Here is a 26,070-nt window from a genome sequence, read left to right as displayed (position 1 = left end):
CTCCCCTAACAGGGAGGGGCTTAAGCGGGTTAGCAGGTCGAGGCGGTCACCCCGTTGACCTGATAGACGCCGTTGGTGCCACCAACCGTGTCGCGGCGGTCGCGCACCATCATCGATGCTTCCTCACGGAAATTGGTGTTGGGGGCGAAGGATGCCTTTAGCAGCGGCTGATATTCGTAATAGACCTCGACATACATGGTGACGCCATCGGTGGGCGCGGTGGCGAGGCGCCCAGCCTTGCCCATGCCGTTGAGATTTGCGGCGCCTGCGACGCCATAAGCGGATGCCTGCGCGGTCTTCGCCCCGCGGCAGCGTTGCCAGCGGATACGGTTCTTGCCGCTGTTCGCGGGATCGGGCTCAAGGCTTGTGATAATGACCCGGCCATGCGTGAACAGGGCGAGTTCACCCGACTGCAATCCCGCGCCGGTCAGCAGGTCGTTGATATCGGCTTCGGTGATCGTTTTCGCCTGAAGCTGGCTTCCCGACCCGATCCGCGCGGCGTTGTCGGCCAGGTGCAGTGCGATCTGGCTGACCCGCATGCGGGAGATGATATAGTTGGTGAGCTCCGCACCGGTCAGGCTGAGTGCCAAGAGGATCGGAAGCGAAAAGGCGAATTCGAGCAGCGCGACGCCGTCCCTGTCGCTGAGCAGTCGACGCAAGGAGCGCAAGCGGGTCATGCGCAATTGCGCACCTGCATCGCGCCATAGCTGCCCTGATCGCCATAGGGCTGGTTGCGGAGCACCGTCGATGCGGTGATCGTGGTCGTGCGCGACCCGCCAACGAGATTGCTCAGTGGGAAGATGCGCGGATAGGTGGCGGTAACGGTGTACAGTGTCGCGTCCTTGGCGCCGCCCTGTCCCGCATTGCCACCGTCGCGATCCCAAGAATTGTTGCGGTTGGCGTCCTCATAGGGCTCGCCGGCATCGCACGTGCCGTTGCTGTTCGTGTCGGTCCAGGTTTCGGCGCGGGCGGCGGCGGCCTCGCTGAACGTACGATAATAGCGGCGAGTGATCGTGATCGTCGCGTTGTTGGCCAGCGCCTTTGCCTGCGCCCTTACCTTTTCGTCCAGCGCGGTCTGGGTGGCGGTGTCGCTCCCGCTTTCCAGCGTCGAGTCGCGTGCGGTCTTCTGCACCACGCCCTGCAGCGCGGCGCGGGTGTAGAGCGTGTGGGCAACATCGAACGCGCCGAGCAGGACCAGGCCAAGGACGGGCGCCACCATCGCGAACTCGACGATGGTGGCGCCCGACTCGTCGCGCCGGAGCGCGCCGCGGGCAAAGCGACGGAGGGAGAATCGCCGCTTCACCGGGTAAGCCTCAACTGGGAAATCTGGTCCGCGATCGAGCGGAAGGTGTTTTGCAGATCGGTTGCATTGCGCGCGGCGAAATAGCGACCGGGGGTGGCGCAGCTCTGCATCATCCCCTCGATCGTGTTGCTCGACGCGCCGAACCAGATCACCCAGAGGGTGATGTTCTTGTTCTTGACCGCCGTGCAGATCGCCTGGGTGCGGGCATTTACCTGCTGTGTGATGGTGCCGGTGGTGAGGCAGCCGCCGGTTGGGGCGCTGGACGGATCGGTCGTGCGCCGGTCCAGCCAGGGGAAGCCATAGGCCGCATAGTCGGTGTCGCCGGTGCACGCCTCACCATCGGTCATGAAAATCAGGTGGCGTTCGATCTCGCCGCCCTGCGAGGTATATTCATTCTCCGAGCGGAAGATGCCGGTCGGAGAGATGAAGCGCGCGCCCCACAACAGGCCGATGTCGTGATAGGTGTTGCCGTTGGGGGAGAGCCCGTCGACGTACGATTCGAAGTTCGACGCGGTCGGCCACGCCTGAAGCTTCTTTGCTTCCGTGGGGCAGTAATAGGGGACATTGTTGTAATAGTCGGCCGTGGTCAGCGACTCGTCGCGGTCGAGTTCTGACCAATAAGATTGGACATCGCGCGCAAAGATCGCGCCCGGCAGGGCCGGCCCCCACAAGGTTGACGGATCGCCCGAATTGGGGACGAGATCGATGTCCAGATCCTTGGCACCCGAGGGGATCGGGCTGTAGCTGGCCTGCGTGACGGTCGCCCGCTCCTCGATGCACCCGTCCCAGGTCAGGCTGCGCGCCGCGCCCTCATAGCCGATCGGCAGGCTGACCGAATTGTTCCAGCTCGTCCCGTTCTTCAGACCGCTGATATTGTGCGTGATCTGGGCGTAGCGCCAGCGGTCGAAGGTCCGGGTGGTCGTTTCGGTGCCAGTATCGGTTCGTGTCCAGTAGCGCGTGACTTCGACATCGCGGCTGCGCCGCTGGATGCGGCAGCGATCGTCGCTGTTGCGATAGCTGGCCCGGTATTCGTAGCGCCAGCCATCCTGCTCGGTTTCCCAAGTGACGGTTCGCGGGTTGCCGCTGCCCGTCTGATAATTCTGGGTCGTAGGTGAGCCGGTATAGTTGATCTCGCCATCGGGAGGCACCTGGCTGTCGCACCAGCTGCTCGTGACATCGTAGGTCGTGCTGATGGTGCTCCAGCCGCTCGTGCTACCCTGTTGAATATTTGGGCTGCCGGTTTCGGTTGCGCTTCCTTCTGTCCAGGTCGTCGAGGTCGAGGTAGTATACTGCGCCTCGCGCGATTGATACGGCCAGCTGTCGGCGATGAAGCTGGTTGGCAGTAGCTTCCCGACATTGACGTTGGTCGCATAGGGCATGAAGCCAAAGCGGATCTGGACGGTATTGCTGGTGCCGCCGGATGGTGCGCCGCCCGCGCAATTTTCGGCCGTGTCGAGCCGTGCGACGATTTCGTAGAAGCATTTTACCGCCGACCGGAGCGCCTGAATCTTGGTCTGGCTGTCCGACGACACCGCCTTGCTGCCCATCGATCCGGTGACGTCGAGCACGAACATCACATCGGTGTTGGGCAGGCGCATCTCGGCGTCGCAGGTGACGCTGAGCGTTTCGGTCGTCTTGCCCAGCACGCGCATCAGCGTCATCGGCAGCGTCGCACTGGCGACGCCTGTGACCTTGCCCGCGCTTTCGGTGAAAGTCCTGGAGACCGCAGCGGCACCATAAGGGCTGGCTTGAATATTCGCGTCAAAGAAGCGTTCGGCCGCGGTGCGGGCCGCATAGCTGTTGAACGCCCAGGTGCCGCCGCCCATCTGCTTGCGTCCGGCGAGCGCGCCGGCGTCGCAGGCATGTTGCAGGCGCGTCTTGACGATGTACATGCGGCTGAGATCAACGCCGCCGCCGACCATTCCCGCCAGCGGGATGAGCGACGCGGCGATGATGGCAAGTGTATTGCCGCGCTTGTCGCGCGCAAGTGCGGCCATGGTGGTGCGGGCGCTGGTCACGACGGTTGAGCGCAACGGCATGCTATGGGGTCCCCGGTTCCTGCATCGTTATGCGCGAAGTTGGGCTAACGGGGATTGAAGGCGCATGGTTAATGGCGAGGTTACCAATATGTGGCGCGGAGCGGGCCGGTGATTGATGTCGAACGCCGGCTGGTGCTGACCTATATGCCGACGCCGGGCGCTGCGGCGGCGCTGGCGGCGTTGTTCGCGCTGGACGACAAGCTGGCCGAGACGCTGCGCACGACCAGTGAGCCGATGCTGGGGCAGATCCGGATGCAATGGTGGCAGGATGCGCTGGCCAAGCTCGACAGCGCGCCGCCGCCGCCCGAGCCGGTGCTGGTGGGGATAGCGCGCGATGTGCTGCGCGAGGGCGTGACCGGGGCGGCGGTCGGGCAGATCGTTGAGGGCTGGCGCGTGCTGCTGGAGGCCGAGCTCGACGATGCGGCGCTGCAGAATCATGGCGAGCGGGGGCGGGCCTTGTTCGCGCTCGCCGGGCGGGTGGCGGGGGCTGCGCCTTCCGATCCGCTGGAGCGGGCGGGGGAGGGCTGGGCGCTGGCCGACCTCTCGGCGAAGCTGAGCGATCCCGGCGAAGCTGCGGCGGCGCGGCGGATTGCCGGGGCTGCGCTGGCAGAGGCTTGTTCGGTGCCATGGAGCCGGAATGGTCGAGCCTTGGGGGCGATGGCGCGACTGACGCGGATGGACTTGGCTGGGGTGGCGGTTGGGTCGCCGAAGCGGACGTTGCGGGCCTTGTGGCACCGGGTCTCCGGACGCTGAACGCTTGCTGCCGCCGTTGAAGGCGTTAGCCTGTCGCTGCGACGGGGGAGAGTCGGGATGTGGCGATATCTTGCAGGTGGGGTGGCGGCGTTGCTGATGGCGGGGGCCGGGGTGTTCCTGTTCCAGAGCCGGGCAACCCCCGATCCTTTGCCATCGCCGCCACCGGCCAGGGCCGGGCAGACTGCGGTCGAGCCGGCGGAGGAGCTGGCCGAGGTGCCGCAGGCTCCGGATCGGACCCGGGAGGAAAAACGCTTCGATCGCAACGACAAGGACAAGAACGGGCTGGTCTCGCTGGCCGAATTGCAGCAACCGCGGCGCAAGGCCTTTGCCAAGCTGGACAAGAATGGTGACGGCAAGCTGTCGTTCGAGGAATGGTCGGTGCGGACCAGCGACAAGTTCGCCGCCGCCGACAAGGACAAGTCCGGCACGCTGACCCGCGCCGAATTCGCCACCACCGCCCCCAAGCGAAAGCCCAAGACCACCCCGCGCTGCGACTGCCGGGCCGAGGTCGCCAAGGCGTTGGCCGAGGCGGAGGATTAGCTTACGCCGCCTTCACCCATTCCGCGAAGGCGGCGCGGGCGCGGGCGGTGTAGAGCAGTTTGCGGTCGGCCTTTTTGGTCCGCCCCTCGATCGGTGGCATCAGGCCGAAATTGACGTTCATCGGCTGATAGGTCTCCACCTCCGCCCCACCGGTGATGTGGCCGAGCAGCGCGCCGAGCGCGGTCTCGACTGGCGGCGGGGCCAGGGTGCGCCCGAGGATTTCGGCGGCGGCGAAGCGGCCTGCCATCAGCCCGATCGCGCTGCTTTCGACATAGCCCTCGCACCCCGTCACCTGCCCGGCGAAGCGGATATGCGGGCGGCTCTTCAAGCGCAGCGTCGGATCGAGCAGCTCGGGCGAGCGGATGAAGGTGTTGCGGTGGAGGCCGCCGAGCCGGGCGAACTCGGCGTTTTCGAGGCCGGGAATGGTTCGGAACAGGCGGATTTGCTCGGCATATTTGAGCTTGGTCTGGAACCCGACCATGTTCCACAACGTGCCGGTGGCATTGTCCTGCCGCAGCTGGACGACGGCATAGGGCCAGCGGCCATTGGGGAATTCGTCGCACGCGGTGCGGGGATCGTCGAGACCGACGCCCTTCATCGGGCCGTAGCGCAACGTATCGACGCCGCGCTCCGCCATCACCTCGATCGGCATGCAGCCTTCGAAATAGGGGACATTCTCCCATTCCTTGAACTCGGTCTTTTCGCCGTCGAGCAGGCCCTGGTGGAAGGCGAGATACTGGTCCTTGGTCATCGGGCAGTTGATGTAATCCTTGCCATTCCCGCCGGGGCCGACCTTGTCCCAGCGCGACTGGAACCACGCCTTGTCCATGTCGATGCTCTCGAAATGGACGATCGGGGCGATGGCGTCGAAGAAGGCGAGCGCGTCGCTGCCAGTTGCAGCGCCGATGCTGTCGGCCAGGCCGGGGGCGGTCAGCGGGCCGGTGGCGACGATGGTCAGCCCCTCGGCCGGGAGCTGGTCGATGCGTTCGCGCACGATGGTGATGTTGGGGTGTGCGGCCAGCGCGGCGGTGACGCCTGCCGAGAAATGGTCACGGTCCACGGCTAGCGCGGAGCCGGCGGGGACTTTGTGCGCGTCGCCCTGGGCCATGATCAGCGAGCCGAGGTCGCGCATCTCCTGATGCAGCAGGCCGACCGCGTTGCGCTCGGCATCGTCGCTGCGGAAGCTGTTCGAGCAGACCAGTTCGGCAAGGCCATCGGTCTGGTGCGCGGGGGTCATGGTGCCGCTGCCGCGCATTTCGGAGAGTTTGACGCGGATGCCGGCATTGGCGAGCTGCCATGCGGCTTCGGACCCGGCGAGGCCGCCGCCGATGATATGGACTTGATGGGCATTCATAACGATCGAGCCTGACACCCTTTGGTGGGGAAACTGACAAAAAAAGCGGGTTGTCATGCGTGTGCTTGACACTTGTCCGACAGTGCCGGACCCGTGGCCATGCCTTACGTCAAGCGGGGGCTTGTAGGAAAGGGGAAGCGATGGGGTGGCTGTTCGGGGCGGCGATGGTCGCGGGGGCGAGCTATTGCCTGGAGGCGTGGGGGCTGGTCGATCCGGGCGCGTGGGGGCCGGTGTGGAAGACCAGTGGTGTCGCGTTGCTGGCGATCTGGGCGGCGACGCGGGCGCGGGAAACGGATGGCTGGTTGCTGACCGGGGCGCTGGCGCTGGGGGCGCTGGGCGATTTGTTGCTGGAGACGCATGGGCTGGTGGTCGGCGGCGCGGCGTTTGCGGCGGGGCATCTGGTGGCGTGCGTGCTGTATTTGCGCAACCGGCGGGCGGTGTTGAGGGTGAGCCAGAAGGCGTTCGGGTGGCTGCTTGCCCCAGCGACGGTCGGGATTGCGGCCTTGTTTGCGGTCCCGAGCGGAGGCGCGGTGCAGGCGGGAGCCTATTCGGCGTTTTTGGGCGTGATGGCGGCGCTGGCGTGGACCAGCCGCTTTCCGCGTTATCGCGTCGGGCTGGGCGCGGTGTTGTTTGTGGTGTCGGACCTGCTGATCTTCGCGCGCTTCGGGCCGCTGGCAGGGTCGGTGGTGCCTAGCCTGCTGATCTGGCCCACTTATTTTGCGGCGCAGGCGTTGATCGCGTGGGGGGTGAGCGGAGCGCTTTCGTCAGACCAGCGGGTGCCGTAGCGGACGATCGTCGCGCAAATGGCGCCGGTCGCGATCAACGCGAAGCCGATCGGCGTGTCGGGGGCAAAATCGAGCGCTATCGCAGCAGCAGCAGTGATTGCCGCGCCAACAAGCGCCCAGAACGCCGGATGCGCCAGCCCCGGATTGCGGGCCGCGATCCAGCCCATCGTCGTTCCACCCAGCCACACCGGCATCACCGCAAGCACGGATCCTAGCACGATCGAAGCCGCGGCTATCGGCAGCATCACCGCGCCATCGGCGACGGCGGGATGCAGTGTCATTGGCCGGGCCGCGTCCAGCGCCAGCGGTGCGAGGCCGAGGGTGAGCAGAAAGATCGGGCCGGTGAGCAGGGTGGCAAGGAAGCCACCGCGATAAAAGCGGACGTACATCGATGGTCTCCATCCACGGCGGGGGTAAAGGGCATGCGGCGCATCTCCTGCGAGATGCGCCGCCCGCCGATCAGGCGGCCGCTGGCCGGGTTTCGTGATTGAGCCAGCTGTTCACCTTGCGCCCAAACTGGGCGATCGCACCCATGTTGAAGAAGTGCATCGCGCCGAGCACGATGACGGCCAGCCCCACTTTGCTGCTGAGGAACCGGATCGCATCGGGAACGGTGGTCGGTTCGTTGCCGAGGCTGAGGGTCAGGGTAATGAAGCCGAGGTTGATCAGGTAAAAGCCGACGACCAGCAGGTGGTTGGTCGAATTCGCAAGCGTCTCATTCTGGCCGAAGCACTGCATCAGGAACACGATGCCGTTGCGGCTCAGCGTTCGCGCGACCCAGATGGTGAGCGCGACGGTGATCGCGAGATAGAGCGCATAGACGGTCTCGATCATCGTACTTATCCTTGCTGTATATTCTGTAAATTCAGAAACGATTGGTTGTGCGAAGTTTGTCTGTGGGGGTTTAACGCTCAGTCCTTCTTCGAAGTCCCCGGAATGAACCGCGCGACCTTGCCGCCCAGCTTCATCAGCGTGACGAGGGTGGGTTTGGGGAGGACGCGGACTTGGTCGTACCAGCCGCCGAGGGTGCCGATGAATTCGTGCATCCGGCCGATGCGTTCGCGCACCTGGGGCGGGGCGCTCTGGTCGGCGGCGAGGCGCTGGGCGAGTTCACCGAGCAGCTGGACCGTGGGGTCGATCTCGCGGCGTTTGCGCTCGGCAACGATACGCATGAGCATGTCCCACAGGTCGGTCTCCGCGACGAAATGGTCGCGGCGGTCGCCCTCGACATGGACGCGGCGGACGATGCTGTAGCCCTGTAACTCCTTCAGGCCCGTGGAGACGTTGGAGCGGGCGAGGCCGAGTGTTTCGACGATCTCGTCCGCGTGGAGCGGGCGGTCGGCGAGGTAGAGCAAGGCGTGGATCTGCGCGACGGAGCGGTTGACGCCCCAATGCGTTCCCATCTCACCCCAGTGGAGGATGAAGGCCTTTGCGTCGGGATGCTCTGCGAAACGGGTCATGATGTAATTTCTGTAATTACAGAAATAAGGAGAGTCAACATGATCGATCATATGGGTGTGGCGGTCGCCGATGCCAAGCGATCCAAGGCGTTTTACGAGGCGGCGTTGAAGCCATTGGGTATGAAGTGCCTGACCGAGATTCCGGCGGACGATAATGGATCAGGCGGTGCGGCCTATGGCTTTGGCGTCGAAGGTGGCGGGGAGTTCTGGGTCGGCGACAATGAAAAAGTGGGCGAGGGGACGCATGTCGCGTTTCGCGCCGAGACGCGCGCGCAGGTCGATGCCTTTTACGAGGCGGCGATGGCGGCGGGCGGGCGCGACCATGGCGCGCCGGGGCTGCGGCCGAATTATGGGCCGAACTACTATGCCGCGTTCGTGTTCGACCCCGACGGGATCAATATCGAGGCGGTGTGCTACGCGGAGGATGAGTGAAGGTCTTCACCATTGGATATGAGGGGGCGACGGTTGCGTCCTTCCTTGCCGCGCTGGAGCGCGCCGGGGTGCGTCAGGTGATCGATGTGCGGCAATTGCCGCTGTCGCGGCGGCCGGGATTTTCGAAATCGTCACTGGCGGCGGCGCTGGCCGAGCGGGGGATCGGCTATGTGCATCTGAAGGCGCTGGGTACGCCCAAGCCGGGGCGCGATGCCGCGAAGAAGGGGGATCGGGCGACGCTGGAGGCGGTTTATGCCGGGCAGCTCGAACTTCCCGAGGCGCAGGCGGCGGCGGCGCGGATGCGCAACCTGATCGCGGAGATGCCGAGCGCGTTGCTGTGCTTCGAGCGCGATCCGTGCGTTTGTCACCGGACGCTGCTGCTGGCGGCGGAGGGTGAGGGGGTCGAGGTCGTGGACCTGTTTGCCTGACCGGCCCTCCCCCTGCCCCTCCCGCAAGCGGGAGGGGGATTTCAGCCCGTGACGGGCAGCGCGACCGAGCCGTCTTCGGTGCGTTCGAGCGGGGAATAGGCCACCACCGTGTCCAACGTCAGTGCGCCATAGAGGTGCGGAAACTCCGCGCCGCCGCGCGATACCTCCCATTTGATCGCGTCGCCGAGCGCGTCGAGATCGACCGCCGCGACCCATAAATCGGGCTGATCCGCGAAATGCTTGTCCACCGTCTCGGTCAGCTGGGCGGCGGTTGAGAGGTGGATATAGCCGTCCTGGATGTCGATCGGCGCGCCCTCGAAGCTGCCCGCCTCAAGGTCGCCCATCTGCGGGGCGGTCAGGACTTTGTAGGCGGTCGTGGGGCGGCTCATTCGCCGCCCTCTGGCCCCGAGGCGAGATCGTCGCCGGGGGTGGCGTCGGGCAGCGGCGCGGTTTCGACTTCGTTGTCGGCCAGATTGACCTCGGCGTCCTCTTCGCTCTCCTCGATCCGTGCGGCGGAGACGACCTGCTCGCCCGGCGCGACGTGGAACAGGCGCACGCCGGCCGAGCCGCGGCCGATGACGCGCAGCGAGGTGAGGGGGAGGCGGATCATCTTCGCCTGATCGGTCACGAGCATCAGCTGATCAGACTGGGTCGCCGGGAAGCTCGCCAGCACCGCGCCGTTGCGGGCGATATTGTCGATATTGGTGATGCCCTGACCCCCGCGCCCGGTGCGGCGATATTCATAGGCCGAGCTGAGCTTGCCATAGCCATTGGCGCAGACGGTGAGGATGAACTGCTCCTTGGTGCGCAGTTCCTCAAACCGTTCGGGCGGCAGGTCGGGCTCGCCTTCCTTCTCCGCCTTCCACGGGGCAAAGCGCAGATAGGTCTCGCGCTCTTCGGCGGTGGTGCCGACACGGTGGAGGATCGACAGCGAGATGACCTGATCGTCGCCGAGCAGGCGCATGCCGCGCACGCCGGTCGAATTGCGGCTCTGGAATTCGCGCACCTCGTCGCCGGCGAAGCGGATTGCCTTGCCCGCGCGGCTGGCAAGGAGGACGTCGTCGCCCTCATCAAGCAGGGCCACGCCGATCAGGCGGTCATCCTCATCCTCACCCTCGAACTTCATCGCGATCTTGCCGTTGCTGGGTACGTTGGTGAACGCATCCATGCTGTTGCGGCGGACATTGCCCTTGGCGGTCGCGAACATGACGTGGAGTTTGCCCCACTCGCTCTCATCCTCCGGCAAGGGCAAGACGGTCGAGATCGTTTCCCCCGCGGCGAGCGGGAGCAGGTTGATCATCGGGCGTCCGCGCGTATTCGCCCCGCCCTCGGGCAGACGCCACACCTTCATGCGATAGACGCGGCCGAGGGTGGAGAAGAACAGGACGGGCGTGTGGGTCGAGGTGACGAACAGTTCGGTGACGACATCCTCGTCCTTCGTCGCCATGCCGGCGCGGCCCTTGCCGCCGCGTGCCTGGGCGCGGAACGTGTCGAGGCTGGTGCGTTTGATATAGCCCTGCATGGTCACGGTGACGACCATGTCCTCACGCTCGATCAGGTCCTCATCCTCGATCCCGTCGGCGGCGGCGGCGATTTCGGTGCGGCGCGGGGTGGCGTAGAGATCGCGCACGGCGACCAGCTCGCCGCGGAGCACTGCATAGAGCTTGGCGCGGTTGGCGAGGATTTCGAGCAGCTCGGCGATCGAATCGGCGAGTTCCTTGAGCTCGTCGCCGATCTCGTCGCGGCCCAATGCGGTCAGGCGGTGCAGGCGCAGGTCGAGGATCGCGCGGACCTGAATGTCCGACAGGCGATAGGTATCGCCGGTGATTTCGGTTTCGACCGCTTCGACAAGGCGGATGTACTGCGCAATCTCGGCAATCGGCCAGTCGCGCATCAGCAGCGATTCGCGCGCCGCCGTCGGGCTGGACGAGCCGCGGATGATGCGGACGACTTCATCGAGGTTGGTGACCGCGATGACGAGGCCGAGCAAGATGTGCGCCCGGTCGCGCGCCTTGGCGAGTTCGAATTTCGAGCGGCGGGTAATCACCTGCTCGCGGAACTTGACGAACGCCTCGATAATGTCGCGCAGGTTGAGCAGTTCCGGGCGACCGCCGCGGATCGCGAGCATGTTGGCCGGGAAGCTCTGTTGCGCCGGGGTGTTGCGCCACAGCTGGTTGAGCACGACTTCGGGGGTCGCGTCGCGCTTCAGGTCGATGACGATGCGGACGCCTTCGCGCGACGATTCGTCGCGGATGTCGCTGATCCCCTCGATCCGCTTTTCCTTTGCGGCTTCGGCGATCTTTTCGACCAGCGCGTTCTTGCCCTGCTGATAGGGGATTTCGGTGAGGACGATCGAACGCCGCTCCCCGCGCTGTTCGGTGATGTAGCGGCTGCGCACGATGATCGAGCCGCGGCCCGTCTGATAGGCGTTGCGGCAGCCCGAACGGCCGAGAATCTGTGCGCCGGTCGGGAAGTCTGGCCCCGGCACGATCTCCATCAGCTCTTCGATCGTGACAGCGCCATTGTCGATATAGGCAAGGCAGGCATCGACCACTTCGCCCAGATTGTGCGGCGGAATGTTGGTCGCCATGCCGACCGCGATGCCGCCCGCGCCGTTGACGAGCAGGTTCGGGTAGCGCGCGGGAAGGACCGTCGGCTCGCTTTCGGAGCCGTCATAGTTATCCTGAAAGTCGACCGTATCCTTGTCGATATCGTCGAGCAGCGACATCGCGACCTTGGCCAGACGCGCTTCGGTGTAGCGCATCGCGGCGGGTGGATCGGGGTCCATCGATCCGAAATTGCCCTGACCGTCGATCAGCGGCACCCGCATCGCCCAATCCTGGGCCATGCGCGCCATCGCGTCATAGATCGAGCTGTCGCCGTGCGGGTGATATTTACCCATCACGTCACCGACCAGGCGGGCCGACTTGCGATAGGCGCGACCGGGCAGGTAGCCGCCCTCCTGCGCCGCGTAGAGGATGCGGCGGTGGACCGGCTTCAAGCCGTCACGAACGTCGGGAAGCGCGCGCGCCACGATCACGCTCATCGCGTAATCGAGGTAGCTGGTCTTCATCTCATCGACGATGGAGATGGGGGTGATATCGGAAGGGTCCGCGAGGACGGTCTCGTCGGTCAAGAATCGGTGCTTTCGAAGGGTTGTTTCAGTGTTGTGACCGCTCTAGCCGCCCCGTGACCACCTGCCAACCCCGCGCACCCGCGTGCGCGCGCACGCGAGGGGTTGGGGGCAGGGCGTCTCATTTCGGGAGCCATGGCATTCAAAATGCGTTCAGCGAACGCGTGCGAAAGCGCGAACCGCGATACACCGCCTTGACCGGGCGGGACGGATTACTAGAGCGGGTCGCGTCAACCGCTACGCACACATGCGTGAGGAGAGTTCCGGATGAAGTCTGTTTCCAAGGCTGCGCTTGCCGCAGCGGTCCTGCTGGCTGCGCCGTTCGCCGTGTCGGCACCGGCCGTCGCGCAAAAAAAGCAGAAGGAGGAGGCACCCAAGTTCAAGCTGAGCGATGCGTTCCGCAAGTCTGCGGCCGAGATCGAGGCGCTGATCAAGGCCAAGGATTTCCAGGGCGCGGCGGGCAAGCTTCCCGCGCTGGAGGCGATGGCGACCAATGAGGACGAAAAATTCTTCGTCGCCAATTTCCGCCTGACCACCGCCGCGAACCTCAAGGATGATCCGGCAACGATCAGCGCGCTCGACGCATTGATCGCCAATCCGAAGACGGACCCGGCGAATCTGGGTCAGTATTATTTCTTCCGTGGGGACAAGACGCTGGGCCTGAAGAAGCCCGCCGACGCGATCCCGTTCCTGCTGAAGGCACGCGAGCTGGGCTATGCACCCAATGGCGCCAACCTCAACCTGTTGATCGCGCAGGCACAGCTTGACGCCGGCCAGCTGGAAGCCGGGGTCGGCAGCATCGACGCCGCGATCAAGGCCGAGGAAGCGGCTGGCCGCAAGGCGCCGCTGGCATGGTATCGCTTCGCGGTCGACCGCCTGTATCGCGGTGGCCAGAAGGCAGCGGCGAGCGAATGGCTGGGTCGCCAGATGGCCGCCTATCCCAGCGCCGAGGGCTGGCGCGCGACGTTGCTGATCTACATGGAGCGGACGCGCGAAAAGGGTGTCCCGATGGACGCCGATCTGCAGCTCGATATCCTGCGCCTGATGCGCGCGGCAAAGGCGATGGGCGGTGAGTTCGACTATCAGGAATATGCCGATCTGGCGCAGCGCCGCGGTCTGCCCTGGGAGGCCAAGGCGGTGATCGAGGAAGGTCGCGCGGCCGGCAAGATTCAGGCGACCAATGCGGCGATCAACGAAATGTATCGCTCGGCGGTCGTGCGCGAAAAGGCCGAAGGATCGCTCGCCGCCGAGGAAAAGACGGCCACCGCTGCGGCGAATGGCACGGCGGCAAAGAATGTGGGCGACGCTTATCTGGGCAGCCGCAACTTCACCAAGGCCGTCGAGCTGTATCGCGTCGCGTTGCAGAAGGGCGGTGTGGACGCCAATCTGGTGAACACGCGGCTTGGTATCGCGCTGGCGATGCTGGGCCAGAAGGAAGAGGCCAAGGCGGCGTTCCAGGCAGTGACCGCGGCACCGCGCAGCGAGGTCGCCCGCTTCTGGACGACCTGGATCGATCAGGCGCCGGCCGCCTGAGGTTGAGCGAAGCCTAAAGTCGAGGGGGCGGCCGTTGTGCCGCCCCTTTTCGTTTCAGTCGACCGGAACGCCCGGGTGCGACTTGGACGTGCGGATGGTGAGCGACGTGCGGACATGCGCGACATTGGGCGCGGTGGTCAGGCGCGTCGTCAGGAACTGCTGAAAGCTGCTGAGGTCGCGTGCCACGATCTTCAGGATGAAATCGATATCGCCGTTGAGCATATAGCATTCGCGAATCTCGGGAATCGCGGCGATGTGCGCTTCAAATGCCTCCAGGTCGGATTCGGCCTGGCTTTTAAGGCTGACCATGGCAAAGACGGTGATCGTATAGCCCAGCCAATTGGGGTCGAGATCGGCGTGATAACCCCGGATCGCACCCTTTTCCTCAAGCGCCCGGACTCGGCGCAGGCAGGGCGGGGCGGTCAGGCCGACGCGATCGGCCAACTCGACATTGGTCATGCGCCCATCATTTTGGAGATGTGCCATGATCTGACGGTCGATATCGTCGAAAGCCATTGATGATTCCCCAGCGCCACATGATTCGGTCGCAACGCGCGAGTTAGACATAATTTAATTACTGGCAAGCGCAATTGTCCCACTATGCGACGGCACGCATTCGGGACGAATTCTCCTGTTCCCACGGGGGGTTCGGGCGGGTTAAGGAATCCTTACCGGCCGATTTCCGGCCCGACTGGGCAGACCGTTTTTTGCGTTACGACGACACTCTGGAGACCGTGCTGGCCGGCGATGTTTCGACATCATTCGGCAAGGCATCGGCGTGGCGTCAGCTGGTCGACCTGATCGGTCGGCGCCGGGTCGCGGCGGATGCGCGCGCGTTCAACCTGCTGCGCCGGATTCGCGACGATGTGCCGTTGGGCGTGCGTGCGGCGAGTGCTCGCGCGCTGGAACATGCCAATCCCCCTGCGCCGCTGGTGGCGCTTTGTGCGCTCGACCATATTTCGGTCGCCGCGCCGCTGCTGCGCACCGCACGCATGTCGTCGGGTGAATGGGTCGAGTTGTTACCGCGCCTGTCCGCGGCGGCGCGATCGGTGCTGCGCGCCCGCCGCGACCTGCCCCTGGGGATCGAGCGGGCGCTGGAGACGTTCGGGCCGGTCGATTTCGTGGTGACGGGGACGGTGGCGGAGCCCGAGGAGCAAGTCGCCGAAGTCGCGCTGATCGAGGCCGCGGCCGCCGACGTCGCTCCGGAAATGGAATCCAGCTGCCCTCCGTTGGTGGAGGCGGAGGCAGACCCCGTAGTCGTAGCGTTCGGCTCCGACCCGGTCGATGCAGCTGCACCGCACAGCGAAGGCGAATCGCCCCGACCGGACGCACTCGACCCGCCCTTGCCAATTCGACCTGACATGGCCGAGCCGGAGCTTGGCATCGGCGTTGCAGCGGCGGGTGTTGCGGACAGCCTGCCGCAGTCGACCGTCGCACCCGAGGTTGAGCAGGAAGATGTGATCGATCCGGTTGTGCAGGTCCCGGCAGAGGTGACGCCCGAACCGATCGCAGCATCCGATGCCGAGCAGCCGGTCGCGATCGACGCACCTGCTCCTGCGGCAGTCGGGGCTAGCCACGACCCGGCACTGATCGAGTTGCCGGTCGTGACCGAGGATGCCGAGGCGGACGCCGTCGCCATTACCAGTGCCGGGTCGGTGCTCGACGCCGTGGCGCGGGTCGAATCGCGGGTGCGGATGCGGTTGCGTCCCGTGCTCGAACCTGTCGAGCCGCCCCAAGCGACCGAAGTTCCCGCCAATACCTTGCCCTTTGTTTCGGTCGGGGCGGCCGCGCTGGCGATTCCCGCAGTGGTGCGCGCGCTGGAGGGCGAAGGACAGTTCGAGCCGACGCGCGAAGCCGAGCCTGCTCCTGAAGCCGAGCCGGTGGCCGAGGCAGAGCCGACCCAAAGCGGGACCGACCCCGATCCGTTTATCGCATTGCCCCTTGCTGCCGAGTCCGACGACGGGCAGGCCGCTGATATGGATGATGTCTTCATTCTGGGTACTGCACCTGCCGATGCGATCGGGACCGACGCGCCGCTTGCCGAGCCGGCCGGTCCGTTCGAAATTGCCGAAGTTGTCGCGCGCATCGACGCTTTTTACACATTGCAGCAGGAACGTGCGGCGCACGCCCCACCGCCGGCGCGCGTCGACGGGTTCCGGTTCGAGACCGACGAACAGGGCGTGATCCGCTGGGTCGAGGGGGTTTCGCGCGCACCGTTGATCGGACTGTCGCTGGAACTTAATGCATCGAGCGACGCGTCGCGCGCCGATGGCGTGGCGGCAGGCGCGCTGCGCCAGCGGGCGACGTTCAGCGACGCGCGGCTGATGGTCGTCGGCGAATCGGATGCCGCAGGCGAATGGCGCATTTCGGCCGCTCCCGCGTTCGACCGCGCGACCGGCCGGTTTTCGGGCTATCGCGGGACTGCACGCCGCCCCCGCCGGGAAGACAGCGCCGCACCATCGACGCCGCCGCCAGCCAGCCCGGCGGCAGATTCGCTGCGCCAGCTGATGCACGAACTGCGCACCCCGACCAACGCGATCGCGGGTTTTGCCGAGATGATCGAGCGCGAGATGCTGGGCGACGCACCGCCCGTATATCGCGAGCGCGCGGGAACGATCCGGATGCATGCGCGCGCGCTGCTGGCGGCGATCGACGATCTGGACATCGCGGCGCGGATCGAGGCGTCGGCGCTGAAGCTCGGCGCGAGCGAGGTGACGTTGCGGCCGCTGCTGTCGCGGATCGCTGACGACCTGGCGGCGCTGGCGGAGCTGCGCGGGGCGTGGATATCGCTGCCGATCGACGATCCGGTGGTCCGGGGCGACGCCCGCGCGATCGAGCGGATGATGTCGCGGCTGCTTGCCACCCTGTTGTCTGCCGCGCGCGATGGCGAACGGGTGGGAATACAGGTGCACGACGCCGGCGCGTCGGTTGCGATCGCGTTCGACCGGCCCGAAGCCCTGGCGGCATTCGACGGCGACGCGCTGTTCAACCTTGATGACGAGGATGAAGATGCCGCGCTGCTCGGCACCGGCTTTGCGCTGCGGCTGGTGCGCAACATCGCGCGCGAGCTGGGCGGGAGCCTGAGCGTCACGGCAGAGGCGATTACGGTCGAGCTTCCCGCGATGGTAACCAAGTCTTTGGAACAGGCGCGCTAAACCCGCGCCCGTGAAACGCGCAGCGCAACTTAAGCCCGAACCGGTCGGCTATCGGCCGTCCGCACCGTCACCGGATGCCGCCGTGCAGTGGCCGGAAAGTTTCGGCACGCGCTTTGCCGTGTTCGTCGACACCGAGGAGGAATTTGACTGGTCGCGGCCATTGGCGCGCGAAAACCGGGGGACGCAAGCGATGGACGCCCTGCCGGGGATCCATGCGCTGTTCGCCGATCATGGCGTTCCTGCCACGTACATGATCGACGACCCGATCGTCCGCTGTGCGCGATCGGTCGACATCCTGAAAGGGTTGATGGCCGATGGCGGTTCGGCGATCGGATCGCAGCTGCACCCATGGGTCAACCCGCCGCATGACGAGCTGGTGAGCCCGCGCAACAGCTTTCTAGGCAATCTGCCCCGCGATCTGCAGGCGGCGAAGATCGCAGCGCTCACCGACGGTATCGCGGCGGCGTTCGGACGGCGGCCGGTGATGATGCGGACCGGGCGCTACGGGCTTGGCCCCGACACGCTCGGGCTGCTCGCGGCGGCGGGGTATCGAGTCGATACGTCGATGCGCTCGGGCTATAGCTATGCCGCTGAGGGCGGACCGGATTATCGCGCGATCCCGAACCACGCTTTTGCGACGGGGGAGGGGGATCTGATCGAGATTCCGCTGACTACGGTTTATACCGGTGCGCTGCGGCGTGGCGGGATCGGGTTGCACGAAGCGCTGGGCCGGGTACCGCGTGGGCGCGGGATTGCCTCGCGCCTGCGCCTGTCGTCGCGGGTTGCGCTGACGCCGGAGGACATGCCGATCGAATTGGCGCTCAAGGCGATCGAGGTTGCGGCCGATACGGGCGTGCGCTTGCTGATGTTCTCCTACCATTCGCCGTCCGCAGCGCCCGGCTATACGCCCTATGTGCGCGATGCAGGCGAGCTGGCCGGGTTTCGCCGCTGGTGGGAGCGGGCGTTCGCCTTGCTCGACCGACTGGGTATCGCGCCCGCCTCGCACGATCAGATATTGGGAGCGCTTGCCGAGGACGCGGATCGCCCCTAATCGGCGGATCGCGCTGTGGGCCTGTAGCTCAATTGGTTAGAGCTGGCCGCTCATAACGGCTAGGTTGCGGGTTCAAGTCCTGCCGGGCCCACCAGCGCATTGCCTTTATGGTCCGACCCGTCTAGGCGGTCCGCTTCGCGTCGGGGAGTGGCGCAGTCTGGTAGCGCGCCTGCTTTGGGAGCAGGATGTCGCAGGTTCGAATCCTGTCTCCCCGACCACCCCCTCCTGAATGTATCGCGTTCCACGACGGCCCCGCTGCGTTTCGCCTGTTGCCGACTTTATTGTCGGATCAGCGCCATGCGTCGTGCAAACTCAGCCTTGACCTGCGGTGACACGCGCGATGCCTGTACCAGCGTCACGAGGCGTGCGCTTTGACGGTCGAATTCGGAGACGAGCGCATTCAGCCGCTCCGGATCATAGTCCGCCAGTTGGCCAAACTGCCCGGCGAGCGATATGTCGTCGGGCAGCGGCTCGGGCGGCGGCCAGTGTTCCTTGAGCCAGGCGACGGCGGCGGCAGTTCGCTTCACGCGATAGGACAGCCCGTCGATCCGGCTATCGGACGCGAAATCAACCTTGACGGTCAATGGCGCGGTGGTGGTGAGCGGGGGGACAACGACGCGTGCGGTCAAGCTGGCACCATCATAGTGCCATTGGCCGCTGCGCTCATCGTCGGATCGCGTGTAAATAGTCCCGTTGACCGATACCCGCGTAGGAAGCGACGCCGCCGGGAGCTCGACCGTAATCTGTCGCGCGGTGGGCATGCCCGGATAGCTGCCCTTGCGCGGGTGCACGGTCAGCGTCGCGCTCCGGGTGTCGCGCGCGCTGTCGATTGCGGTGAAGCTGAACGCGTCGGCGCGATAGCCTTCGTCATCCCCGGCATCTTCATAGAACTGTGTGCTTGCCGCACCGCCCGGCATCACCTGCAGCACCAGTTCGCTTCCGTCGATTTGCTGCAGGTTCTTTATGGATGGCCGGTTCATCGGAATGACCGCACCGGCGCGCACGAACAGCGGAACTTCGTTCAGCAGATAGTCGCGCGTGATGGTGCGATCGCCCGCAACAAGCGCGCCGCGGTTCGTATCATACCATTGCCCGGGCGGCAGCCAGATGGATGTTTGAACGACGCCGTCGCGCCCGGCCTTGGTCACGGGCGCGACCAGCATGTCGTCGCCGAACATATATTGGCCACGCGCCGTATAGGCTTCCTCCCGATCCGGCCACGCATAGTAGAGCGGGCGCATGATCGAGACCCCCGTGTCATATGCCTGCCGCGACGCGGTGTAGATATAGGGCGCGAGGCGATAGCGTTGGGCCACGGTATCCCGGAGGATTTGCTGCACCTCGGGCGAGAAGCGCCATGGCTCCTTGCGGAGATTGCCGTCCTTGGCCGAGTGGGTGCGCAGGATCGGGCTGAACGCGCCGAACTGCGTCCAGCGGACGTAGAGCTCGGGGTCCAGGGTACGCTGATCGGCGGGCGTGCCGTCGGCGAACATGTGGCCGCCGATATCGTGGCTCCAATAGCCGTACAGGACGTTCGAGGCCGTCGCGGTGAAATAGGGCTGATAGGCCAGCGAATCCCAGGTGATGACGGCATCGCCGGAGAAGCCGATCTGGTAGCGGTGGTTTCCGAGGCCGCCCCACCGATGATAGATCAGCGCGCGACTGGCATCGGCCTGCTGCATCCGGGTGTAGAACAGGTGGTTGAGCCACCAGGTATTGGACAGGCCCGGCATCAATTTCGATTCCGGCCATTGCTGCCAGTCGAGCCACCAGAAATCGACGCCTTGCGCGGTCAGCGGATCGAGCGTCAGCTTGAACCAGTTATCGACGAAGCGGCGGTCGGCGCCCTCGAACGGCACCGCCTTGCCATCGGTCACGCCCATCGCCTTGGCGAAGGCGGCGTAGCTGTCTTCGCGCGGGGGGATGCCCGATGCGGGGTGCAGGTTCAGCGTCGCCTTGATCTTGCGGTCTTCCAGCCAGCCGAGGAAGCGCTTCGGATCGGGGAACAGGCTGCGGTTCCAGCTATAGCCGGTCCAGCCCACGCCTTCGCCGACCTCGTCCTTCACCACATAGCGCGGATCCCAGCTGAGATCGTCGGTGCGATGCCAGTCCATGTCGATGACGAGCACGTCGAGCGGGAAGCCGGAGCGATCGAGGTCGCCCACAAGGTCGCGCAGCTCGCGGTCGGAATAGTTCCAGTAGCGCGACCACCAATAGCCAAAGGCGAAGCGTGGTGGCATCGGCTGGCGCCCGGCGACCTTGGCATAGTCGCCAAGCGCGGCGGTGTAGTCGTGGCCGTAGCCGAAGAAATACAGGTCCTGGCACTCGCCGCAGGTGCGTTTCTGTACCCAAGGGGCCGGGCGGCTGTCGTCGAACACGAACGAACTGCTGTCGTCAACGAGATGCCAGCCATCGCGCGAGATCAGGCCTTGGCCCAGGTCGAGCCGGGAACCGTTGTCGATGTGCCGGTCGCCCGAATAGCGGTCGAGCGTGCGGGCGGTGCCGTGGAGATTGCCGGTTGCAGCAGTGTCGGGGCGCCAGCTGAATGCGGGCTTCAACGTGCGCGACCGGATGGTCAGATTGGCGGCGGTGAAGCGACCGCGGTCGAGCGTGTAGGAGAGTTCGAGCGCATCGGTGCGGACCACCAGCTTGCCGTTTTCGACCGTCGTGGTGAAGCGCGGCACCGGTTGATCGCGGTCGATGAACACCTGTGACGGTGCATCGACGAAATGGGCGGTCGGCGACCATTCCATTCGGATCAGCCCCGACGTCAGGATGGTGAACCGCGCCTGCCCGCGCGTTATGGTGGCGGCTGCAGCAGCGCGGCCCTCCATATCGAGCGACTTGGCCGCGACGGGCGTCGCCAGCGCCAATGCCACTGCGCTCAAGCCAAACGCGACCCACGCTTTCCCTGTGCTCAAACGGCCTCTCCTTCGGTCCTGCTGTAATGTTGGTTTCAGGCGGGCTGGACGCCGAAGCGCCATGCGATCTGGTTGCGATAGACCTGGCCCGGCTCCAGCCGCACCGATCCAAACTCCGGGCGATTGACGGTGTCGGGAAATTGCTGGGGCTCGAGCGCGATAGCGTCGCCCATTCGCAGCATCCCCCCGCTCTTATTGACCGAGCTGCCGTCGAGGAAATTTCCCGAATAGAATTGCAGGCCCGGCTGGGTCGAATGGACCTCCATCACCCGGCCCGAAACGGGGTCGAGGATGTGCGCCATCAGCCGCAGATGATCGGCGATGTCGTGCGCGATGACCCAATTGTGATCATAGCCGCGCCCGATGCGCAGCTGCGCTTCGCTCGCATCGCGGACGCGTGCGGCGATCGACATGGGTGCGCGGAAATCGAACGCGGTGTTCGCGACCGGGCGCAGCTCCCCGGTCGGGATCGCCGTGGCATCGGTGGGGAGATAATGGTCGGCCGGGATGGTCAGGATATGGTCGAGTGCGCTCCTGCCGCTGTCTTCGCCGGCGAGGTTCCAATAAGCGTGGTTCGACAGCGCGACGACCGTGACCGCGTCGCTGACCGCGCGGTAATCGACATGCAGGGTGTTGGCAGCGTCGAGCGCATAGCGCGCGGTGACGTTCAGCGTGCCGGGATAGCCCTGGTCGCCGTCCGGGCTGACATGGCCCAGCGTAACCGACGCCGCGTCCTCGGTGTCCAGCGCGAGGACTTGCCAGTTCGCCTTGTCGAAGCCCTGATCGCCACCGTGGAGCGAGTTGGGGCCGTTGTTGGTCGGCACGCGATATTCGGTACCATCCAGCATGAAGCGCCCGCCCGCGACGCGGTTGGCAAGGCGACCGACCGTCGATCCCATGAACTGCGGCTGATCTACATATTCGGCGAGCGTCGCATGGCCGACCGCCACGTCACCGACATGTCCGTCACGGTCGGGAACGCGCACCGAGTGGATCGACGCGCCATAGGTGAGGATCGTGGCCTCAACCGCGCCGTTGCTCAACCGGATCAGTTCGACTCGCGCGCCGTTCAGCATGCCGAAATCGGCGCGGTTCACAGTGAAATTCATACGCCGCTCCCGACCGCGATAAACGGTCTTTCCTCTTGAGCTGATTTATATGATAAAAGACTGGACAGGTCGAGTGGGCGTTTTGACCCGACCGGCCAGGGTGATGGAGCCGAGGGAGTTAGGCATGGCAAAATACGGGTTTCTGGCATTGTTGGCGCTGACCTGCACCGCGTTCGCGCCGGTAAAGGATGACGTGCCGTTCGCACCGGTGCTGGAGGAGGATTTCGCGGACCCGTTCGTGATGCTGCACGACGGCACCTTCTATGCCTATGCAACGAACCCTCCGGGCAATGTCGCGAATGTGCAGATGGCGACTTCGACCAATCTCGCCGACTGGGCGCTGGTCAAGACCGGGGGCAAGATTCACGATGCGATGCCGACGCTGCCAGTGTGGGCGCGCGAAGGCTTTACCTGGGCGCCGGAGGTGCTGCGCGTTCCCAATGGTTTCGTGATCTACATCACCGCGCGCGAGAAGGACAGTGGGCTGCAATGCATCGGCGCAGCATTCGCGAGCGATCCGCGCGGGCCGTTCGTGTCGAAGGAAACCGAGCCGATGGTGTGCCAGCGCGATCTGGGCGGGACGATCGACGCCGCGCCGTTCCGCGATACCGATGGCACGCTGTACCTCTATTACAAGAATGACGGCAATAATCCGAAGTTCGGCAAGCCGACCGACATCTATGTGCAGAAGATGAGTCCCGATGGTCTGAAGCTGGAAGGTCCCGCCGTGGCGCTGCTGCGGAACGACAAGCCGTGGGAGGCGCATGTCATCGAAGCGCCGACGATGGTGAAGACGCCAGCTGGCTATGCGATGTTCTATTCGTCGAACCATTATGGCTGGGAGACGCACCAGCGTTTGTCGCCCTATGCGATGGGTTGGGCGAAGTGCGACGGGCCGATGGGGCCGTGCACCGACTCGCCGAAGAACCCGATCCTCTACAGCTATAACAACCGCGAAGCCGGTTGCCTGAGCGGGCCGGGGCATCAGAGCATCGTCACGGTCGGCGCACGGCAGTTCGTGTCGTTCCACGCCTGGGCCGCGACGCCCGGGTGCCGCAAGCTCGACAATAAGCGCTACCTCTATGTCGCGCCGTTGCTGTGGAAGGATGGCGAGCCGGCGGTCGGCGTCAGCATTCGGCCGACTGCAAAGAAGTGATTGCGCTTAGCCCGCCCGCAACCGCGTGAGCAGTTGCGGGTAGGGCGGCACGCGCTCCGTCGCTTGTGCGAGACGGGTGGCGAGCGCGTCCATTGCGTGTGCGGCGCGTGCGCGCTCGACCGAAGCGCTGAGCGGGTCGATTGCATCCGGCGTCAGGCCGAGGCCGATGAGCGCCGTGAGCCATGCGTCCGGCTCGAACGGATCGCCCTCGAACGGGGGAAGGCGGCCGCGGCGTTTGAACTGTTCAAGCGTGCGGGTCAGGCCTTCGGGAAGCGGAGCGGTCATCGTCCCGGCGCGCAGATGGTGCAGCGCGTGAAAGTCGCGCATCCGCGTCGAAACCGCCCGGCTGCGGCGATTATATTCAGCGATCTCGGCCTTTCCGAAGTCGCGCCCGGGCAACAGGTCAAGCGCCAGCAGGATCGCATCCTGAGCAAGGTGGAGCGCGGTGCCGAACAGCGGGTCGATCGCGGCTGCGGCATCGCCGATTGCCAGCACATTGCCGGCCCATGGCGTGCGAAAGCCGAACCTTACCGGAACGCCGCCAGGGTCGTCGCTGAGTTCGATCACCCGCGTCCGGTCTTCGAGCGGCGAGTGCCAGCGCCAGCCGTTTGCGAATGTCTCTGCGCGGTCGAGTGGGGCGACGGCATTGCCCGGTACGTCGCGCACCGCTAGCGAGCGACCCGGTAGCCACGCGTCCCATGGCTCGAAGTCCGCGTCATCGCGGGAGCGCAGCAACGCCTGAGGCCCGGAGCAGTCAAGGTAAAGGTCGGCGGTGACGCGACCGCCGTCCGCGGTTTTGACGGCTGTGATCGCACCATCCTCGCCGCGTTCGACCGAGGCAAACGCCGCGTGGCGGGGCAGCGGGGCGGTCAACGCTTCGAGCCGAGCGCGATAGCGGGGCGGATCGATGCGCAGGGCGTAGAGAAAGCCGCCGAGCGGAGAGGCGGGGTCGGGGTTGGGGTGGATGAACTTCCCCGAAGCCCCGAGCAACGCGGCCGCGCCGTAGCGCCAATAGGGGGCCGCCTCTCCAGTCTCAAACGCGCGATGCCATAGCGTATGGAACGGGATGTCCCCGGCCTTCAGCCCGTGCTCGCCAAACCCATGGACCCAATCCTGTTGATCTTGCGGCCAGTTGGCGAAACGCGCGCCGAGCAGATGTGTCGCGATGCCCGCGCGTACCAGCTCCCGCTCATCAAGGCCGATCGCGGCATGAAAGCGGTGGATGCTCGGCCAGGTCGCACACTGGACCTCCGCGATTGCCGCCGCGTCTGGCGTGGCGGGCACGATCGTGACCGCGACCTGGGGCAGGGCGCGGGCGAGGGCCGCCGCTGCGGACATGCCGACGATCCCATCGCCGACCACGCAGACCGAGCGGATTGCGCGCGCGCTCATGCGAGCTGGCCCAAGGCTGCGTCATGGCTGGGCATGTCGCGCACCGCTGCGGCGACCTGCGCGCGCAGCTGATCCAGCGCCCCGCCGAGTTGCGCCGGGTCGATCGGATCGACGCGCTGGTCCCACTGGCGCGGGGTGATCCCCTGACCGAGATAGACCGCGAGCCAGCTGGGTTCGAAGAACAGCCCCTGCGTATAATGCGCAACGCGGCCGGATTCGCGGAACAGCTCCATCTTCTCCGCCAGGCTGTCGGGGATGCGCATCGTGCGCATGTCGTTCCAGAACGGCGAATCATCGCGCGTGGTCGCGTGATAGTGGAGGATCAGGAAATCGCGGATCCGGTCATATTCGAGATCGACCATGCGATTGAACTCGTCGCGGTCAGCGTCTGCAATGCGCCCGTTGATCGGGAACAGCGCGATCAGTTGCTCGACCGCACCCTGCGCCAGATAGATGCTGGTCGATTCAAGCGGCTCGAGAAACCCGGAGGCGAGACCGACCGACACGACGTTGCGATCCCAGCTGCGCGCGCGGCGACCGGCGCGAAACCGCAGGATCCGCGGATCGGCGAGCGGCGGGTTCTCAAGCGCGGAAACGAGGGCAGTGCTGGCAGCATCCTCATCGAGATGCGCGGATGAGAAGACATAGCCATTGCCGACCCGGTGGCGCAGCGGAATGCGCCAGCGCCAGCCCGCCGGCATGGCGGTAGCGCGGGTGTATGGCTCGATCGGTCCTGCGGGGGAGGGGCAGGGGGCGGCCACCGCGCGGTCGCACGGGAGCCAGTGCGACCAATCCTCCCAGGTCGACCCGATCGCTTCGCCGATCAGCAGCGCGCGAAAGCCCGAGCAATCGACGAACAGGTCGCCCTCCACCCGCTCACCGCTGGCAAGGGTCAGCGCGGCCACGTCGCCCGACAGCGGGTCGAGCGACACGTCGACGACACGCCCTTCGGTCCGCTCGACCCCGCGCGCGGTCGCATAATCGCGCAGATAGGGAGCGAACAGCGTCGCATCGAACTGATAGGCATAGCCATAGCTGGAGCGCAGCGACGCGGCATCGTTGGTCGGCGGAGCGAACCGGCCTTGGGCAGCCATCTGGTTGCAGACCGAATAGTCGAACAGCGAATCCTGGCGGCCCTGCGCGCGCATCCGCAGCCAATAGTGATGAAACGGCACGCCGTTCAGCGGTCGGCCGAAATTGCCGAATGGGTGGAGATAGGCGTCGCCGATACGGCCGAAGTCGCGGAATTCGATGCCCAGCTTATAGGTCGCCTGGGTCACGCGCATAAACTCGGCCTCGTCGATCCCGAGCATCGAAACGAACGCGCGCAGATGGGGGAGGGTGGCCTCGCCCACCCCGACGATGCCGATATCCTCGGACTCGATCAGGCGCACGCTGCAGGCATGGGGCAGACGGCGGATCAGCGCCGCCGCAGCCATCCACCCGGCAGTGCCGCCACCGACAATGACGACCCGGGTGCGATGCTGGTCGTTGCGCGGGGCTCCGCTGCTCATTCCGCGATCCTC

At 65.6% G+C, this 26,070-nt stretch carries 23 protein-coding genes and 2 tRNA genes; 11 read left to right on the top strand and 14 right to left on the bottom strand.

The genetic code is table 11. The features are described 5' to 3' along the window. Positions 1–29: 29 nt before the first annotated feature. Genes ACRYLO_RS06530 through ACRYLO_RS06520 form a run of 3 tightly spaced genes read right to left on the bottom strand, consistent with a single transcriptional unit; the run spans position 30 to position 3,342 of the window. The gene (locus ACRYLO_RS06530) at positions 30–677 is read right to left on the bottom strand and encodes a TadE/TadG family type IV pilus assembly protein (protein WP_482659415.1); all 648 of its coding nucleotides are present in this window, start codon (positions 675–677) and stop codon (positions 30–32) included. Beyond that, entirely contained in the window at positions 674–1,303 is a 630-nt protein-coding gene (locus tag ACRYLO_RS06525) for a TadE/TadG family type IV pilus assembly protein (RefSeq protein ID WP_482659414.1), read from the bottom strand. Before ACRYLO_RS06525 ends, ACRYLO_RS06530 begins: the two co-directional genes overlap by 4 nt. Continuing rightward, positions 1,300–3,342, bottom strand: coding sequence for a TadE/TadG family type IV pilus assembly protein (locus ACRYLO_RS06520; RefSeq protein WP_482659413.1), 2,043 nt, complete (start codon positions 3,340–3,342; stop codon positions 1,300–1,302). The genes ACRYLO_RS06525 and ACRYLO_RS06520 overlap by 4 nt, the downstream gene beginning before the upstream one ends. Positions 3,343–3,450: 108 nt before the next feature. On the opposite strand from ACRYLO_RS06520, the gene ACRYLO_RS06515 reads away from it, so the two are divergent. Together ACRYLO_RS06515 and ACRYLO_RS06510 are read left to right on the top strand one after the other, a co-directional pair. Then, entirely contained in the window at positions 3,451–4,095 is a 645-nt protein-coding gene (locus ACRYLO_RS06515; protein ID WP_482659412.1) for a squalene/phytoene synthase family protein, read from the top strand. 57 nt (positions 4,096–4,152) lie between these two features. Continuing rightward, complete coding sequence (locus ACRYLO_RS06510) at positions 4,153–4,635, top strand: EF-hand domain-containing protein (RefSeq protein WP_482659411.1); 483 nt, start codon at positions 4,153–4,155, stop codon at positions 4,633–4,635. A 1-nt stretch (position 4,636) separates the two neighbouring features. On the opposite strand, the gene trmFO is transcribed toward ACRYLO_RS06510, so the two are convergent. Beyond that, positions 4,637–5,989 (bottom strand): methylenetetrahydrofolate--tRNA-(uracil(54)-C(5))-methyltransferase (FADH(2)-oxidizing) TrmFO, encoded by a 1,353-nt coding sequence (trmFO, locus tag ACRYLO_RS06505; RefSeq protein ID WP_482659410.1) that lies wholly within the window; start codon positions 5,987–5,989, stop codon positions 4,637–4,639. A 140-nt stretch (positions 5,990–6,129) separates the two neighbouring features. On the opposite strand from trmFO, the gene ACRYLO_RS06500 reads away from it, so the two are divergent. Next, on the top strand, positions 6,130–6,774 hold the full coding sequence (locus ACRYLO_RS06500) for a lysoplasmalogenase family protein (RefSeq protein WP_482659409.1): 645 nt from the start codon (positions 6,130–6,132) through the stop codon (positions 6,772–6,774). Here ACRYLO_RS06500 and ACRYLO_RS06495 read toward each other — a convergent pair. From ACRYLO_RS06495 to ACRYLO_RS06485, 3 genes are all read right to left on the bottom strand, one after another. Continuing rightward, entirely contained in the window at positions 6,702–7,163 is a 462-nt protein-coding gene (locus tag ACRYLO_RS06495) for a hypothetical protein (protein ID WP_482659408.1), read from the bottom strand. The two genes, ACRYLO_RS06500 and ACRYLO_RS06495, sit on opposite strands and share 73 nt — an antisense overlap. Positions 7,164–7,233: 70 nt before the next feature. Then, positions 7,234–7,608: a hypothetical protein gene (locus tag ACRYLO_RS06490; RefSeq protein ID WP_482659407.1), complete on the bottom strand. Its 375-nt coding sequence runs from the start codon at positions 7,606–7,608 to the stop codon at positions 7,234–7,236. 77 nt (positions 7,609–7,685) lie between these two features. Then, complete coding sequence (locus ACRYLO_RS06485) at positions 7,686–8,234, bottom strand: GbsR/MarR family transcriptional regulator (protein WP_422057763.1); 549 nt, start codon at positions 8,232–8,234, stop codon at positions 7,686–7,688. A 39-nt stretch (positions 8,235–8,273) separates the two neighbouring features. Here ACRYLO_RS06485 and ACRYLO_RS06480 point away from each other — a divergent pair, with 39 nt between their 5' ends. After that, positions 8,274–8,666: a VOC family protein gene (locus tag ACRYLO_RS06480; RefSeq protein WP_482659406.1), complete on the top strand. Its 393-nt coding sequence runs from the start codon at positions 8,274–8,276 to the stop codon at positions 8,664–8,666. After that, positions 8,663–9,094 carry a DUF488 domain-containing protein gene (locus ACRYLO_RS06475; protein ID WP_482659405.1) on the top strand — a complete coding sequence of 144 codons (432 nt, stop codon included), beginning with the start codon at positions 8,663–8,665 and terminating at the stop codon, positions 9,092–9,094. The genes ACRYLO_RS06480 and ACRYLO_RS06475 overlap by 4 nt, the downstream gene beginning before the upstream one ends. A gap of 41 nt (positions 9,095–9,135) precedes the next feature. Here the strand turns inward: ACRYLO_RS06475 and ACRYLO_RS06470 are convergent, their stop codons facing one another. Both ACRYLO_RS06470 and gyrA read right to left on the bottom strand, forming a co-directional pair. Further along, positions 9,136–9,483, bottom strand: coding sequence for a DUF952 domain-containing protein (locus tag ACRYLO_RS06470; RefSeq protein ID WP_482659404.1), 348 nt, complete (start codon positions 9,481–9,483; stop codon positions 9,136–9,138). After that, positions 9,480–12,230, bottom strand: coding sequence for a DNA gyrase subunit A (gene gyrA / locus ACRYLO_RS06465; RefSeq protein ID WP_482659403.1), 2,751 nt, complete (start codon positions 12,228–12,230; stop codon positions 9,480–9,482). Before gyrA ends, ACRYLO_RS06470 begins: the two co-directional genes overlap by 4 nt. A 264-nt stretch (positions 12,231–12,494) precedes the next feature. On the opposite strand from gyrA, the gene ACRYLO_RS06460 reads away from it, so the two are divergent. After that, positions 12,495–13,760 carry a tetratricopeptide repeat protein gene (locus tag ACRYLO_RS06460; protein WP_482659402.1) on the top strand — a complete coding sequence of 422 codons (1,266 nt, stop codon included), beginning with the start codon at positions 12,495–12,497 and terminating at the stop codon, positions 13,758–13,760. A 54-nt stretch (positions 13,761–13,814) separates the two neighbouring features. On the opposite strand, the gene ACRYLO_RS06455 is transcribed toward ACRYLO_RS06460, so the two are convergent. Further along, positions 13,815–14,276 carry an Lrp/AsnC family transcriptional regulator gene (locus tag ACRYLO_RS06455; protein ID WP_294016510.1) on the bottom strand — a complete coding sequence of 154 codons (462 nt, stop codon included), beginning with the start codon at positions 14,274–14,276 and terminating at the stop codon, positions 13,815–13,817. A gap of 191 nt (positions 14,277–14,467) precedes the next feature. Between ACRYLO_RS06455 and ACRYLO_RS06450 the strand changes: the two genes are divergently transcribed. From ACRYLO_RS06450 to ACRYLO_RS06435, 4 genes are all read left to right on the top strand, one after another. Beyond that, positions 14,468–16,915, top strand: a complete 2,448-nt coding sequence (locus tag ACRYLO_RS06450; protein ID WP_482659401.1) for a sensor histidine kinase — start codon at positions 14,468–14,470, stop codon at positions 16,913–16,915. 82 nt (positions 16,916–16,997) lie between these two features. Beyond that, entirely contained in the window at positions 16,998–17,966 is a 969-nt protein-coding gene (locus ACRYLO_RS06445; RefSeq protein WP_482659400.1) for a polysaccharide deacetylase family protein, read from the top strand. Between the two features lie 17 nt (positions 17,967–17,983). Then, positions 17,984–18,060, top strand: a tRNA-Ile gene (locus ACRYLO_RS06440). A gap of 47 nt (positions 18,061–18,107) precedes the next feature. Continuing rightward, positions 18,108–18,184, top strand: a tRNA-Pro gene (locus ACRYLO_RS06435). Between the two features lie 60 nt (positions 18,185–18,244). On the opposite strand, the gene ACRYLO_RS06430 is transcribed toward ACRYLO_RS06435, so the two are convergent. Beyond that, positions 18,245–20,887, bottom strand: coding sequence for a glycoside hydrolase family 31 protein (locus tag ACRYLO_RS06430; RefSeq protein WP_482659399.1), 2,643 nt, complete (start codon positions 20,885–20,887; stop codon positions 18,245–18,247). 35 nt (positions 20,888–20,922) lie between these two features. After that, a complete protein-coding gene (locus tag ACRYLO_RS06425) occupies positions 20,923–21,996 on the bottom strand; it encodes an aldose epimerase family protein (protein ID WP_482659398.1) in 1,074 nt (357 codons plus the stop codon). 124 nt (positions 21,997–22,120) lie between these two features. On the opposite strand from ACRYLO_RS06425, the gene ACRYLO_RS06420 reads away from it, so the two are divergent. Next, entirely contained in the window at positions 22,121–23,152 is a 1,032-nt protein-coding gene (locus ACRYLO_RS06420; RefSeq protein WP_482659397.1) for a glycoside hydrolase family 43 protein, read from the top strand. 6 nt (positions 23,153–23,158) lie between these two features. Here ACRYLO_RS06420 and ACRYLO_RS06415 read toward each other — a convergent pair whose 3' ends face one another. Together ACRYLO_RS06415 and ACRYLO_RS06410 are read right to left on the bottom strand one after the other, a co-directional pair. Beyond that, the gene (locus ACRYLO_RS06415) at positions 23,159–24,544 is read right to left on the bottom strand and encodes a tryptophan 7-halogenase (RefSeq protein ID WP_482659396.1); all 1,386 of its coding nucleotides are present in this window, start codon (positions 24,542–24,544) and stop codon (positions 23,159–23,161) included. Further along, complete coding sequence (locus ACRYLO_RS06410; RefSeq protein ID WP_482659395.1) at positions 24,541–26,058, bottom strand: tryptophan halogenase family protein; 1,518 nt, start codon at positions 26,056–26,058, stop codon at positions 24,541–24,543. The genes ACRYLO_RS06415 and ACRYLO_RS06410 overlap by 4 nt, the downstream gene beginning before the upstream one ends. Between the last annotated feature and the right edge of the window lie 12 nt (positions 26,059–26,070).

Source organism: Sphingomonas sp. SDUR79 (assembly GCF_056821745.1).
Note: the sequence above shows the minus strand (reverse complement) of the source record. Positions and strands in the feature narration are given on the sequence as shown.